The 15874-nt window shown below is 51.4% G+C and carries 10 protein-coding genes; all 10 read right to left on the bottom strand.

Annotated elements, in window-relative coordinates; translation table 11 throughout:
- Positions 1–15: 15 nt before the first annotated feature.
- A complete protein-coding gene (locus IEV98_RS04725) occupies positions 16–1515 on the bottom strand; it encodes an oligosaccharide flippase family protein (protein WP_188504741.1) in 1500 nt (499 codons plus the stop codon).
- A 17-nt stretch (positions 1516–1532) separates the two neighbouring features.
- Positions 1533–1832: an acylphosphatase gene (locus tag IEV98_RS04720; RefSeq protein ID WP_188504740.1), complete on the bottom strand. Its 300-nt coding sequence runs from the start codon at positions 1830–1832 to the stop codon at positions 1533–1535.
- A 325-nt stretch (positions 1833–2157) separates the two neighbouring features.
- The gene (locus tag IEV98_RS04715; RefSeq protein WP_188504739.1) at positions 2158–3051 is read right to left on the bottom strand and encodes a PorP/SprF family type IX secretion system membrane protein; all 894 of its coding nucleotides are present in this window, start codon (positions 3049–3051) and stop codon (positions 2158–2160) included.
- A gap of 25 nt (positions 3052–3076) precedes the next feature.
- Positions 3077–10969, bottom strand: a complete 7893-nt coding sequence (locus IEV98_RS04710; protein WP_188504738.1) for an Ig-like domain-containing protein — start codon at positions 10967–10969, stop codon at positions 3077–3079.
- A gap of 146 nt (positions 10970–11115) precedes the next feature.
- The gene (locus tag IEV98_RS04705; RefSeq protein WP_188504737.1) at positions 11116–11718 is read right to left on the bottom strand and encodes a phage tail protein; all 603 of its coding nucleotides are present in this window, start codon (positions 11716–11718) and stop codon (positions 11116–11118) included.
- A 27-nt stretch (positions 11719–11745) separates the two neighbouring features.
- Entirely contained in the window at positions 11746–12351 is a 606-nt protein-coding gene (locus tag IEV98_RS04700) for a phage tail protein (protein WP_188504736.1), read from the bottom strand.
- A 26-nt stretch (positions 12352–12377) separates the two neighbouring features.
- Positions 12378–12977 (bottom strand): phage tail protein, encoded by a 600-nt coding sequence (locus IEV98_RS04695; protein ID WP_188504735.1) that lies wholly within the window; start codon positions 12975–12977, stop codon positions 12378–12380.
- A gap of 26 nt (positions 12978–13003) precedes the next feature.
- Entirely contained in the window at positions 13004–13945 is a 942-nt protein-coding gene (locus tag IEV98_RS04690) for a methionyl-tRNA formyltransferase (RefSeq protein WP_188504734.1), read from the bottom strand.
- 2 nt (positions 13946–13947) lie between these two features.
- A complete protein-coding gene (locus IEV98_RS04685; RefSeq protein ID WP_188504733.1) occupies positions 13948–15081 on the bottom strand; it encodes an ABC transporter substrate-binding protein in 1134 nt (377 codons plus the stop codon).
- A gap of 17 nt (positions 15082–15098) precedes the next feature.
- A complete protein-coding gene (locus IEV98_RS04680; RefSeq protein WP_188504732.1) occupies positions 15099–15776 on the bottom strand; it encodes a Fe2+-dependent dioxygenase in 678 nt (225 codons plus the stop codon).
- Positions 15777–15874: the final 98 nt, after the last annotated feature.

Raw genomic sequence — 15874 nt, 5'->3', positions numbered from 1 at the left:
GAAACTACGGTAGCGTTAGCGCTGTTGATGCCAAATCGCCAGCAACGTCTTGCGTTCCACCAGTGCGGCCGTAACGACAAATCCCAAAAACAGTAGATTACCGACTACAATGTGCCGATCAAACACGGCAAATTGCAGCCAGCAGAGCGTTGCACCAGCACCGATATACGCCAAATTTTTACCAACGCGGTAGGGAATAGGGTACCGCTGCTGCCCCCAGAGGTAAGATAGGGTAACCATGACCACATAGGCGAGGACCGTAACCCACACAGCGCCGACATAACTGTACCGGGGAATCAGAATCAAATCAAATACAATGGTGACCAAGGCCCCAATACCCGAGATATACAGGCCGAAGCGGGTTTGGTCGGTCAGCTTATACCACACCGAAAGATTCATGTATACGCCTAAAAGCACATAGCCTAACAATAAGATGGGTACAATATGCAATCCAGACCAATAAAGGGCCTGCTGCTCGGCATCCTCGCCCTCGATGAAATACTTGAGCCATTCGATATTGGTGGAAATACCGACCATGACCATGACCATGGCAATCACGAAGTAGTCCATAATCAAGGCGTAGACGCGTCTTGCATTATCGTTTTTGGCGTAGCTGAAAAAGAATGGTTCGGCACCCAGGCGGAAAGCTTGCACAGCGATACTCAAAAACACCGCAATCCGGGATACAGCACCATAGATGCCGTTCGCTATCTTACCCTCGTCCCCCGAAATGAGGAACGGAATTGCTATCTTGTCAAGATGTTCATTGATGATAAACGAAATATTCGCAACGAGCACAGGAAAACTATAGGAGAGCATATCCACCATCAGCTTGCGATCCATACGCAGGCGGATACGTAGTAGCTCGGGAAGGAGCAGCAGAAGAGTCACTAAACTTGCGATCAGGTTCGCGATAAATACATAGCCCAACCATTCGGGCCGGTACCAAGTGAGGTAAGCACGCGACGAAGGCACATACTCTAGCAACAAGGGGATACCAAAAAGGAACAACAGATTGATGCTGACGAGTGCAGTAACGTTGACCAGCTTAAGCAAGCCAAACCGGACCGCTTTGCCATCTGCCCGCAATTGAGCAAATGGAATGATTGCGATGGCATCTGCTGCAAGGAAGATTGCAAAGTAACGAACGTACCGGACGTAATCACGATCGTATGTACCGTCGTTCAACCACGTAGCAATGGGTGTAGAGAACAGGAAAACCGTGACCAAGAACAGGCAAGACAGGAATAACGTAACCGTAAACGTGTTATTCAGTACCTTTTGTTTATCACCCTCGTGCTTTTGCAGGTACCGGAAAAAGGTAGTCTCCATGCCGAAAGCGAGTACGGCTGTAATCATAGCTGCCCAGCTATACAGCTGGGTAAAGATGCCGTAAATTGCTGTTGAAAACTGCCGAACAAAAATCGGTGTAAGCACGAAGTTGATGAGCCGGGCGATGATGGTACTCAATCCGTATATCGCGGTTTGTCCAGCAAATTTTCTAAGTACAGACAACTTCTAAAACATTAAGGTCAGCCACGTGATTTCCTGATGACCTCAAAGTTACGATAGTTTTTCATTTCGCCCTCAATGGTCGTTACTTTTTCCACTTCCGCCTTTTCCGGCCCCTCGCGGCACCACTCCAAGAATGATTCCAACGCGAACCTATCTCCTTCTGCTTCGATATATACTGTGCCGTCTGCATTGTTCTGAGCCATACCTTTCACGCCGAGCTGGTCGGCTACCGCTTTGGTAGTCAGCCGGAAAAATACGCCCTGTACCTTGCCGGTGACGGTAATATCGAGGTGTTTGAAGTTGCTTTCCGTTGCCATTTTAATGGATTTTCCCAAGATTGCCCAAAGATACCAAACAGAAACCGGGAAATACAGCCAGATTAAATCCCTTTATACCTTTGCCATTCATGAACTACCCATAAATTGCTTCTGATCCATGTATTAACCACGTATCCGCCACCTATATCCCACATATTGGCCACCTTTCACTATGTGGATAATCAGTTGCCAGTATCCTGCTAATCCATGGTTTTTAAATGAGGTTGCAAGAGATCGGCTACGCTTACCCATAAACAGGTGCCTAAATAAGGCATCAGGAAACCGTCTTTGCAAGGCAAACAATGGGCTGCATAGCGAACAATCATCAAAGCAGCCTTGCCGCGCCGTCGAAGCGGTAACTCAGACCGATTTCGTGGGTGTTGTTACTGATGCCACGATTGAGCGCCTCATTACGCGTGCCGAACTGGTAACTGTAGCCGAGGCCGAAACCGGCGAAGTTGAACTGTGCCATGCCCGCGATTTCCCCGTAGCTGCGCACATTGAGCCCAACACCAAACACGCGCTTGACGAAGAACAGTACAGAAGCCTCTGCCTGAGGACGCAGGCTTTCCGAATAGGTCACCAACACCGACGGCCGGAATTGGAAGTCCGTACCCATGTCAAACAAGGCGCCCGCAGTGAGGTGGTAAAGGTTACGGAAATTGTAACGGCTGTCACCGCCCACGCCCAAGTTGCCCAGCATCAGCCGCGGCAGCGACAGGCCCACGTAGTAGCGCTCGGGGCGGTAAAGCATGATGCCGAAACCAACCAACGCATCGGTCTCTTTGACATCCTCACGGAAGGCCGGGTCTTGCGGGTCCAATTGCGAGAACCGGCCATCCATGTAGCTGAAGCCTGCGTTGAGCGATAATCCCACATATTCCGTTTGTGAGATGCGTACGGATTTGGCAAAGAAAGCCGAAGCCTCGGTGAGCTTCTCCACGGCAAGGCTTTCGTGGCGGATGTTGATGCCGCCAGTGGCGCCGAAACGTTGGAAGCCCATGTGTCCGCTTCCCCAGAATACCGAGGGCGCACCGTCAAGCCCCACCCATTGGCGGCGTCCGATCACGCTTACTTCACCACCCATTTGCATTAAACTCGCAGCTGGATTCAGTACGGTACGGAGCTGTCCATACTGTGTATGGGTTAGCGGTTGCTGGGCCCGAAGGCCCGTACTCATCAGCGCTCCCGCTAGTATCATTAAAAAATATCGTTTCATAGTCTCTTATCTATTGTCTGCTATCTTAATACCTAAGTACAAACCATCCCTTTTCATATTTCCATTTACCATCTACCTTAATTTCAGCAACATAGAAGTACGTGCCGGCCGCTACTCGCAGCTGTCCTGTACCGATGCCCCGGAAGGCCTTGGTACCGTTGTTATAGCCCGAAACTTCGTACACAATGGTACCATTACGGTTGAAGACAGTCACCCGGTTTTCGGGATAGTCCTTGATCGCTTCGATGATCAGGTACTCATTGATGCCGTCGCCGTTGGGCGAAACGGCTTTGTGTATCCGTATCGGCATATCCGATGCTGGGTCGATGACCCGGATCGCTACCGTGACCGGCTCGGCCGGCTCATAGTTCGCATCCCCTTGTTGCACGGCAGTGATCCGTACTGTACCGAGGCGTAGGATATCCAAGGTCAGGCCCTCCAGCTTAGCCACTTCAGGGTCGTCCAGTGTAAGCACGAGCGGCAAGCCACTTGAGGCCGTCGCAACCAATTCGATGCTGCCTGCATCACGATAAACTTCCAGCGGTGCATCGAATGTGATGGTCTGGGTTGCTTTGCGCACGGTTAGCACCTGCGTAGCTTCGGGCCTGTTGCTGTAGTTACTGTTCTCAGGTACAGACGCTGTGATCGTGGCTGTACCTGCGCCCGTGATGTGAATTTGCCCATTGCGGATTTCGGCTACTGTGGCATCGCTGCTGGTATAACTTACCTCCTCATCAGTACTAGCCGTTGCCCCGGCGTTAAAGTCCGCATCACCGTAGGTTTTTGCCGGTATCGCCGGGAATTCTATACTGCGCGTAGCTGCCGTTACGGTGAGTCCTGCTGTTAGCATCAGGTCCTCATAATTATCACCGCTAACGGTAGCCGTCACTTCCTGTGTGCCCGCGTCCGTGCGGCTATTGTTGGTGTAACTTACCGATGTGCCATCCGGCAGATCGCCCGCTATGGCCAGCGACTTCGCCGTGCCATCATATACGAAGCTGCCGTCTTCCAGCGTAATACCAGTGATTACGGTCGCGGTGATGGTCAGGTCAGCAGTCAGTACCAGGTCCTCGTAATTATCACCGCTGATGGTTGCCGTTACTTCCTGTGTGCCCGCATCCGTGCGGCTATTGTTCGCGTAACTTACCGATGTGCCATCCGGCAGATCGCCCGCTATGGCCAGCGACTTCGCCATGCCATCATATACGAAGCTGCCGTCTTCCAGTGTAATGCCCGTGATTATGGTCGCAGTGATGGTCAGGTCAGCAGTCAGCACCAGGTCCTCGTAATTGTCACCGCTTACGGTAGCCGTCACCACCTGGGTGCCCGCATCTGTGCGGCTGTTATTTTCGTACGTCACGCTTGTGCCATCCGGCAGGTCGCCTATAATGACGAGCGATTTCGCCGTGCCATCGTAGATAAAGGTGCTGTCTTCCAGTGTGACGCCGGTGATGATATCGTTGAATTGAAAACGCAACGTATTCGACACGTCGTTCCCATTATTTGCGATATTAACAGCCACATCCGCAGCAACAGAAAGTTGCACGCTTCCACCCATGATGGGTGTGACTACGAACACATAGGAACTATTGTCGCTTGTCTGCAAGTCGCTCAACGTGCCATTAGTAACCGTAATATCACTGAGTGTAAATCCGGTAACCGCCTCGCTGAACGTCGCCGTAACGTTAAATGGTGCGTTCACGGGCGATGCGGCTTCAGTAGACAAGGCAACAGACGGTCTCTTCGAATATACAAAGATATTGTCTGTCGGTGCCACATCATTAAGCGTGAGCGCCGCGTCGTTGCCCACTGCGTCCTTCATCGTACCGTCATTCAGAATGATATCCTCACCAAGGGCAATACCATCTAAGTCCTCATTTTCGGCCTGTACGGTATAGCTGAAGGCGAGCATTGCTGTTCCTGAACCACCCGTATAAGTTGCCTGTACGGTAGCTGTTCCGATCATGACATCCAAGTAAGGTGTTCCGACGGCGTCATTCACCGCCACATCCTCACTCATATGCACCGTAAATAGCAACACATCCGCTTCGCGGTAATAGCCATCGGCCGGCACCGATACCGAAGTAACCACCGGGGCTACGGCATCTACCAGTACACCGCTGGTATTGCCAGCACCAACCAAAGCGAGGGAAGCGTCGTTGCCAGCGCCGTCCAGCAGTGCCCCTCCATTCAGTAAAATGCCGGGCCCTATTTCAATACCGTCCGTATCCAGTTCACCATTCTGCACGGTATAGCTAAAGATAAGCCTATTACGGGTGGTATCGGTAAGGGGCGCTTGCACTGTAGTGGTACCAATCGTTACCGGCAAAGTCAGCATGCCGCCAACCACGGGTATGTCTTCACTGTAGTGTACGGTAAAGGAGAGTACATCGCCGCTGCGATAGGTGCCATCGGCTAGCATGTCTACAACAGTCACGACAGGTGCCACCCCGTCGACGATAATGGCGTGCTGCCCCGCAATTGAACTGGCCCCGCCAACAGCAGGCAATGTCAACACCGCATCATTGCCGGCAGCACTCTGTATGGTTGCACCATTAAGCGTTAACGCTGCGGTCGATTGGTAATCCAGGTCCGTTGTCTCGTCGCCTGCCTGCACCGTATAGGTAAATTCCAGTGTATTGGACCCTGAGCCGGATTTATAACCCGCCTCCCGATCGGCGCTACCGGTTTCTAGCAGCAAAGTGGGCAAACCGCCAGTCTCATCCACGGTCACCACTTGATCGAACGTCACCGTCAAGTTGATGATATCAGTCATTTTATATACGCCGTCCGGACTCGTCGTATTCACACTGGTGACTTCCGGATTGATTTCGTTGACGGTAATGTCGACTACGTCGGTATCCATTTGGTCGCCACCAGCGCCGGTGAGTCCAAGATCGTTGGTGACGATCTGGAGACTGGCTGCACCACTGTAACCAATTGTAGGCATCATCGTCAATCCCTCCAGTGCTGCATTGATATCGATAATCGTTCCTACGAAGGTCACGGTGGCATCATCGGTTCCGCTGCCACTGATGAATGTCAGTCCGGTAGTCCCCCCCAATGTCAGTAATCCGTTCGACGCCGTTAGCGTAACCTGTATGGTGCCGCCTCCAGCATCCACGTCGGCAACAGAAACGGTATTACCACTGGCTGCGCTGAACACCAACGGCTCATCCTGATCGATGGTTTGGCCTGCGGGAACAGTGTTTACCGGCGCATCGTTTTGGGCGGTCACGGTTATCGTCACCGTTGTTGTAGCTGCCTCCGAATCATCCGTGCCTGAATTTCCGGGGTCGATGCCCGTATTACCTCCGTCGTCGATATCGATGGTGAGTGTTACATCGGTGGTGGCATTGAGCGCAGTTGTGAAGGCAAGGTTGTTCGCCGCGATAAATGTATTGAGGTCAGCAATCGCTCCAACCAATGCCAATGTTCCTGTTTCCGACCCGCTGACCGTCACACCACTGCCCGACACGGCAGAAAGCGTACCATCAGCTACCGAAAATGTCGCCGTGACATCGGCACTGCCCGCGTCCACGTCAGCGAAGCTAATACCCGTAAGTGGGGTTTGCACGTCTTCATCCGCTGCGATGGTCGCCGGGGCCGTAATGGAGGGGGCACTATTAATTGCACCCACGTTGAAATATACCAATGCCGTATCACACAGCGATGGTGTGCCGTTGTCGCAAACCTGGTAGGTCAGGCTGTCCCGGCCATTGTAGTTGCTATTGGGCGTATAGGTCAGGCTACCGTCCGCGTTGAGGACTACCGTACCGTTAACGGGTGCGGTGACCAGGGACGCCGTCAATGCATTTCCTTCCGCATCCGAATCGTTGGTCAATGCATTGCCGGTGGCGGGCACGTCCTCCGTGACCATTATTTCATCGTTCACCGCTACCGGAGCCGTGTTTACCGCCACGATATTGACATCCTTTGTCGCCGGACTGCTGTTGGCCGTACCGTCATTCGCTACAAAGCTAATCGTTCGGATGGCCGTATTTGGTTTTTGTGAGCTATTGCTATAGGTAATAGCACGCAAAGCAGTCTGCCATTCCGCCAAGGTCGCCGCGGCACCCGCAGAGGTGAGCGTAAACATACCTGTACCGGCATCGTAAATACCGGAGATATTGCCCATACTGCCGTCGTTTACGAAAGCAAGCAGATCTTCGCCGGATTCGAAATTGCTTGTGATGCTCACCGTTGCCGAAACAAGCGTCGTATTGTCCGGATCCGTCACCGTCAGTCCCGGATCAATGATTAACGGTACGGGATTACCGTCTTCCGGTTCGGTAAACGTAACTGTTCCACCACTAGTGGTGACAATCGGCGCATCGTTTACCAAGGTGATATTCACCGTAACTTCCTGGAAAGCGCTAGTGGCACCATCGCCGTCCGCCAAGGTGATACGGATCGTGCGTGGATCCGGCGAGGGATTTACGGAGTTAGAATTACTGTAAGTCAGGTTTCTGATCAGCGCCTGAGCGACGGCGGGAGTTGCCGCCGAATTGAACGTCACAATGAGATCGATTCCACCAGTGCCTCCGGTTAGCGTACCGATCGTCGTCCCCCCGTAGGTCACATCACCCCCAGATACACCGATTTGGCCAGCGGCCGTCCCTTCATCCCGGATCGTCAGCCGATCTTCGCCAGCAGCGCCATTCGACACGATGGATACCGTCAGGCTGCCCCCATTGAAATCAGGACTGTCCGGATCGCTGACCGTGGCATCCCCACCCGCATCGATCAGCACTGCCGGACCACTTTCGGTGAAAGAGATGACATCGCCATCCAGGTTACTGAATGTAGGCGGTTGGGGTTCGGTAATCGTCACATCCAATACATTAGAACAATCGTTTTCGTCGGTAACCGTAACGGTATAAGTACCCGCTACCAACCCGGTGGCGGCGGGCCCGGTTTGTACCGGGGTAGTACTCCAGCTGTAGGTGAGCGATCCGGTACCACCAGTGGCGCTCACTGTTGCGGACCCGTCGTTACCACCGTACGTGCTTACTGGCGTAATCGAGCCGATCGACGTTACAATTTCATCGGGTTCGTTAATTATGAAATTTTGGGAGATCTCACATCCGTGGTTATCCGTGACGGTAACGGTGTAGCTTCCTGCAGACAAACCTGTAGCCGTGGCTTGCGCGCTGACGGAGGAGGTCCAGCTATAACTATAGGGTGGTGCGCCGCCGGTTACTTGAACGGTAGCCGTTCCGTCTGCCTCACCAAAGCAAGTGATATTTGTTTGAGAAGGAGTGATGACTAATGCCGGCGGTTCCGTAATGGTGAAGTCTAACGTTGCCTGACAGTTGTTGACGTCGGTAACTGTGACGGTGTACGTACCAACAATCAGGCCAGTGGCGGTGGCCGCCGTGCCGCCAGACGGACTCCAACTATAGGTGTAAGGACCCACACCACCCGATGCGACCACCGTAGCGGTGCCGTTTGACCCTCCAAAGCAGGAAACGGCGGACTGCCCCCCTGATATTAGGACCAGTCCCATGGAATTGATATCAAACGTGTTGGATACGGTGGTGCCCAAGCCGGTATTGCCGGAGTCATCCGTCACGCCGGTGTTATCCAACGTGATAACTAAGCCTGTCTCCTGTACATTCAGGTCGGGTGTGAACGTAGCCGCCCAAGTAATGCCGCCATCGGTTGAGTTCACTTCCGTTAAGGTGCCATAGGGTACGGTCAGGTCACTATTATCAAAACCCGAAACCGCTTTGGTAAACGTAAACGTCACGGCAGCTGTGGCGCAGCTGTGGAGGTTTACATTACCAACGGTGATTGTCATCTCCGGCCGCTGGGTATCGATGGAATAATTTTCCGAATCGGTCGTGCCAGTACCTGCGTTGCCTGCTTGGTCGGTTACGCCGGTACTGACCAACGTTATCACGTTGGTCGCGTCGGCAACGCCGCTGGCGGGCGTGAAAGTGACTGTCCAGGTGATACCGCCGTCATCGGATTCGACCATACCGAGATTACCATTGGCGGCATCTAGGTCGCTGGCGGTAAAGCCCGAGACGGCTTCGCTGAACGTGATGGTTACCGTGGTGGTTTCCCCGGCGACCAGCTCCGTATCGGCGATATCGATTGTGGCCGTGGGACGTATGCCATCTACCCGCACGTTCGTCGTACTGCCTATGCCGTTCAAATCAGTGACAGCCGCATTTCCGGGTAAATCCGTGATCGCACTCCCGTTGAGGTCGATCACGTTCCCTACCGTGATACTGGATTCAGGGTCGTCTTCCTCTACGGTGTATTGAAACACCAGCGTGTTGGTGCCTGACCCCGACTGGTAGGAGGCATATCGGGTCGTGCCATCAATGGTCAGTGGGAAACGAGGGGTGCCGCCGCCGGTGTTCACGGTGACGATTTCATCAAAATTAACCGTAAAATTAAGCGTTTCACCAATACCGTAGGTATCAGCCATAGGTACATCTACACTGGTTACCGATGGTGCTATGCCGTCGACAAGTACGCCCGAGGCGTCCGCGGAGCTAATCGCTAAATTCATGTTATTGTCTGCGCCATCGGCGATGGTGCCGCCATTCAAGGTGATGCCATTGTCCAATTCTATGCCATCGGTGTCCATGTCGCCCGGTTGGATGGTATAGCGGAATAGCAAGGCCGTTGCGGTAGAACCGCCTGCATTGTAGGTAGCATTGACAGATGCGGTTCCGATGGTCAATGGCAGTTGTGGCGTACCGGTAACCGTTATATTTTCCGATACGTTTATAGTGAAATCGAGGTTCTGCCCCGCAACATAGGTTGCGTTTGCCGGTACGGCTACGCTGCTGACCGTGGGTGCCACGTCATCCACCACGACAATTACAAAAGCTCTTTCGTAAGATCCTCCGACATTGTCCGTCGTACGGATATGCACCGTGTATGGTGCTCCACCGACCTGCATAGCCGATGCATCATTAGCGCGCAGCATACTCCCCGCGATATTGAAAAGATCATTATGATCATCGCCTACACCTTCGACTAAAGCATACGTATGTGTATCATCCTCATCGGCATCGGTAGAACTGAGGGTGCCTACTACCGCGTTAGCACCCGCGCTCTGATTTACAGATGCATTGCTGAGGGTGATGTCTGTAGGCGCATTGTTTGGTGGCGCAATATTGACGATTGGCGTCGGAGCCGAGGTGATCGGATTTGTAACGTCATCTTCGTCACTTCCAGTCCAGTTGGCAATGTTGGTGATGCGCGCTAACCACGTATTCCGGTCGGCAGTCGCCGTTGGACCGGTATATTGGACATTGTCTTGTTGAGCAGCCTCTCCGGGTAGGCCGATGGCATTTATACCATTGGTCAGGGCATTTTGGCTACCGCCCGAACCATTTGGAAGATTTGAATCCCTCAGAGAAGCAGCTATTGAGGTATTCCAGTTCGTGGCATCCACCGGACCAGCGGAATTATTCATCCCAAAAATGAAAAACGGATTCGAATCCACACCTTGGTAAATGAAAATCTGGTCGCCAGTAAGAATCATCGCATCGTTTATCGTATAAGTCGAAGCGGTTATATCACTGGTTAAACTGGCTGATGTTGTCAAGTTGGTCAATGACGTACCGTCATCAGCACCGCCTAAAAATAGCTCCAACACCGTCCCGGCTGGCACCGCATTAGATAGCGTCCAAGTAACAATACCATCGCCGGTGAAGGATGCCGTAAATGCATTGGTATTCTGATCCCAGCCCTTATCCGTGATTTTGATGACTGTACCGGTTGGGATATCCACCAAGGTGACCAAATGCACCTGATCTGTAAGCGCATTCCATCCAATGACCGCCAAATCACCCTGATTGAGGGTCTGCGCCTTTATACCGGTAAAACATAGCAGTAAAGCAACCGGAAAAAGAACGGCTATTTTTTTCAGGAATTGTAGCTGTCTATTCATAACAACGTGTATAATGATGATTTGGAGGCATATCGTCGAAGTGTAATGGTTTTACAAAACCACTACACCCCCAACGAGTGGGTCATCTTTCGGGAAATGCGCCACGGCATGGATCCATTGACCAATTAACTGTATTCGTATATGACTTAGTTTCTAGCGGGAAACACCCCATACATACAAATGATGTAATACATCGCCAATGACGGTTGCATATTGGGATGTGGCGACGTAGATCCGGCCGGACCCACGGTCACCGAAGGCGGCGGTACCACCACGTCTGTAACCGTTATCGCACCGGCATTCATGGCAACGGGCGTACCCGAAGCGGCATACGGCGTAGCGCCTGCGCTATTATCCTCACCGATGAAATTTCCGCCGGGGTTAGCCTCTCCACCGGGGCTATTGACACCATACAACGTGCCGGTAGCGGTGACGGTGCCCACCTGGGCGGTCGCCTCATGACTATGCATGGGCATCTCCGGCGTAAGCAGCGTTACGTTCTCCGTACCGGTACGTTCCCCGATGGTGTAGGTGCTCAGGCCGGGGCCCTGCCCAACGCCCAGCGCGGTCCTCCCCCTAAGATCAGGAAGCGCGAATGTGGTCTTCCCATCGCCTCCGTACTGGACACCCAGTATCGAGAAAAGTGCCGTATTGCGCGAAATCGGCAGTAGTTGCCCTTCGCAGGAAGCCCAGTTTTTGGGCGCGAAATTAGCCGCGAAAACGCGGATTTCTCCAATTGTTCCTTCCATAATTCTTCACTTATTAAGATTATTAAATCAGTTTCTTGATGGGAATATACCCTCCAGACAGATAATGTAATTCGTCGCGAGGATGGGCTGTACGTTTTCATGCGGTGTGTTTCCGCCATTCTGCGATAGCCTGACTGTCGGGGGGGATGCGTTAATAGTCGCGTCAAGGGAGCTGGCGTGCATCGCGACAGGGGTACCCGCCGTAGCATAAGACGTTGCTCCGGCGCTGTTGTCTTGCCCCAGGTAATTTCCGCCAGGGGCTGATTGCCCACCGGCATTGTTGATCCCATTGAGTGTCGCCTTTGCTGAACCGGGGGTCGACGCTTGCTGGACGGTAGCCGCGTGGGAATGAGCCGGCATTTGATTGCTCGTTAATGTTACTCCTTCGTCGCCAACCTGACTTCCTAACGTATAATTCGGCAACCCCGGTCCCTGGCCGGTCCCAATGGGAATACGGCTCCTCAAATCAGGTAAATTAAAGGTCGTAACACCGTCTCCGCCGTAAACGGTACCCACGATGGCAAATAGTGCATTGTTGGATGCGATGGATATGGTTTGCCCCTGGCAAAACGCCCAACTGCGCGGAGCGAAATTCCCGGCAAAAATCCGGATTTCTCCAATAGTTCCTTCCATGGTGATGTTTCTTTCTGGGTTAATAATCAGTTTCTCGACGGGAATATGCCCGCTGTGCAAATAATGTAATTCAAAGCAAGCGACGGCTGCATGTTCGTATGCGGCTGGCTTCCGCCGGCATTTCCAATCGACACCGTGGTTGCAGCCTGCACGTCAGTTATCGCTGCGGAGCCTGCATTCATCGCGACCGGTGTTCCGGACGATGCGTAAGCCGTGGCTCCCGCGCTATTGTCTTCCGCTAAGTAATTACCCCCTGGCGTTGCACTCCCCCCGCCGGCATTCACCCCATACAGGGTAGCCGAACCGCTTGCGGTACCTGCCGTAACCTGTGCCATATGCGTGTGTGCCGGCAGCTGGTTTAATGTCAGCGTCTCCGTGGGGGTACCTACGATTTGGCCTAGGCTGCGTGGGCTTAAGCCGGGTCCGGCCCCTTGGCCAATCACAGTTCGCCCCCGTAAATCGGGCAAATTAAACGTAGTCACCCCATTTCCGCCATAGGTTGTACCCAGCAACGCAAAGAGGGCTTGATTGCTCGATATAGCCAAAACACTCCCATTGCAAAACGCCCAATTTCTTGGTGCAAAGTCGCCGGAGAACAGGCGGATTTCTGCCATTGTTCCTTCCATAATTCAATTGGTTTTTATGTAAACATTTAATTAGTTGTAAATCGCTCTCCTGGTTTTACACCCATCGTGAAAAGCTTACTCCCCGAAAGGTAACCTTCAGGAAGATGCACCACATTCACCTTAAGGAATTTCTTATCACTACAAGCTATGATCAAACCGTATACCGCATCCGCATATACAATGGTACCTGGCATGGACATACCCTCATTGCCTGTACCATTCATGTCTGCCGGAGCTACTTCCAGCAATCGGATTTCCCTTCCCCTTAATAAAGTAGACGCTCCTCCGTATTTCGGATTAGCCGCATTGATCAGCCACTCAATTTCTTCCGCCGACTGTTTCTCCCAATCGATGGATAAGTCTATTGTCTCGGGTTTCTTTGCAAATGAGGGGACTACGGTTTGCTGTTTCTTTTCAGTCAGTTTTCCTGACATCAATTGTTCGGTAAACGGTAGTAGCATATCGGCGGCCAGGTACCCCATACGTTGACAAAGCATACCATAGGTCTCTCCCGGAATCATCTGGCACTTTTCCCGCCAAACGATAGGCCCTTGGTCTACGATCGATGTCATCCGATGCACGGTAAGCTCACCTTGGTCCTCCCTGTTCCGAAGTTGCCAGAATATCGGATCAGCTCCTTGATAGACCGGCAGCTCGCCAAAATGAAAGTTGAAAAAGCCTCTTACTGGTGCGTCAAGAACATCCGCAGTGATTTTCCATGGAAATCCAAAAACGAACACCACGGTGGGTTTAAGCGCACATACCCAATCTTTCAGCGCCTGTCTTCGCGTATCGGCAGGAATCAAGGTAATGTCTTTTTCCGTTAGGCCTATTTGGAATAAGGCTCCAACCAAATAGTCTTTACTCTTTTCCGGTATTGCCACACCAGCGAGCCAGCCCTTTTCCCGCAATTGCTGGAGGGTCGGGGCGACTAGTGAGTCCGTGTTACAAAGCACCGCGATGTTCATTGCTATACGCCTAAATAAGGGTTTCCCCAACCGGAGGAAGGCCCTTCCATATTTTTCATGAGTTCATTATCAGTTATTTCTACCGTTTTCAACGGTTCCTGCACAGCCATTTCAATGGAGTTCTCTTCTCCGTGGTGCGTGTTTTTGACCAGGTATACATAATTGGCTTTGCCCGGCCACGACGAATCAATCTGCAATGCGCCTCTTATCGAATGGCTGATTGTTCCATTTATCGCCTCTTTTAAACCCTTATCGTCTTTTTTGCTAAGCGCCTCGGCGAGTATTGATCCCGTTGCCGAACCCAATTCATCAAATGGACGATCTGTATTCAATTTCTGGACGACCGGCTCAACATCCGTCATGTCCAATGTGGATGTAACAGCGGTATATATTTCCAATGCTTGCTGCTGTGCATCAAAGGGCTGTAACAGAAAAGGCAATGCTAAAAGTGGTGTATTTTTATGGTACCCCAAGCGGATGTATTCCGCCAAAAAAGCACTCGCCTCGCCCCCGCAAAATGCGCTGAAGATAAAATCTGGTTCAAATGTCGCAATGTGTTTAAATACATCCCGGGGATCAGTCGTCTTGCCGGGTTGCCCTAGCTGTGCAATCGAAAAGGCCAAAACGGATTGGCTGTCAGCAGCCTCCATGCCTAATTTAAGCATATTGGAGAAGGAGTAACCTGCATCATAAATACCAGCCACAAACATTCCGCGTTTACCGAATGTGCCGACTGCCCAGTGTCCCAATGACCACACTTGCTGCCAGGTATGTGTAGAGTTTATAAAAACATAGGGATTGAATCGATTGGGATGGGGCACGTGCTCCCCGATATTATTAATCAAAAACGGGATGCGATGCTTTTCAAATTTTTCAGCTACCTCCATTCCTACTTGATTCGATAAAACCCCTGTTATCAAATCAACCTGATGATAACCGATTAATTTGTTGATCGCTTCTTCAACAGCCGATTTACTTCCTTGCCCAATAAATTCGGGAATGAATTCAACTGTACAGTTACTTGCTGTTAACTTTTCTGCCAGCGTTCGCTTTAGTCCGCGTTCAAAATCCTTACCCATCGGTAAAATCGTTGAAGCGGGCAAAAGTACGCCTATAGCGATATGGTTAGTATTCATATTAGGTTGATCTATTTTCATTCACACCACATTCTTAATAGGTTACTATGGCTTTGTTGAAGAAATTTAGCTTCCAAGTTTTGTCGATCTTGCATAAACAGTTTGTCAATCACCTGTTGGATGTCAAACAATAATTTGCGCTGCTCAGCAACTTTTACCAAACTTTGTATCCACGTTACCGCAACATGTCGTTCGCCATCGACTACTTCCCTGACCTGATGCAATTGGGTACATGGATAACAAACGGCATCCCCCTTTTTCAATTTATAAAGCACATTGCCTGTGGAGGATTGCAGTTCCAACTCACCTCCCTCATAATCTTCCGGATCATTTAGAAATATAGTCATCGCGACATCGGTCCGCATCATATTGCCCATTAACGGACTATCCACGTGCCAACCATATCCCATCTGCTGGGTGTATTTACTGATCAAGAAGGGATAGATGTTTTTAGGCAGTACGGCGTTTCTGAATACGCCATTATGATTCATTGCCGTGAGAAGAACTTGCTGAATGGTTGAATATGCGGTACAACCGGTATTCATCTGCTGGTTATTTTTAACTTCCCTGGCTCCATCCCTGGCAGTATGCTTACCATCTTCATAAATGGCGGTAGTTTGGGCCTGAGCAATTTGCTCCAATTGCTCCTCATTTAAAAAGCTTGATATGGTCAAATAGGAAGAGGAAGTATACATGGTTCCATAGTATTGATGTAAGCGAAACGCCTAGCACGAACCGTCGACACACACCATTATCTTGCGGTTGGCGTGATCGATATGGTTTATGCCGATAT

The sequence above is a fragment of the Parapedobacter pyrenivorans genome (assembly GCF_014636865.1).
Lineage (GTDB): Bacteria > Bacteroidota > Bacteroidia > Sphingobacteriales > Sphingobacteriaceae > Parapedobacter > Parapedobacter pyrenivorans.
Note: the sequence above shows the minus strand (reverse complement) of the source record. Positions and strands in the feature narration are given on the sequence as shown.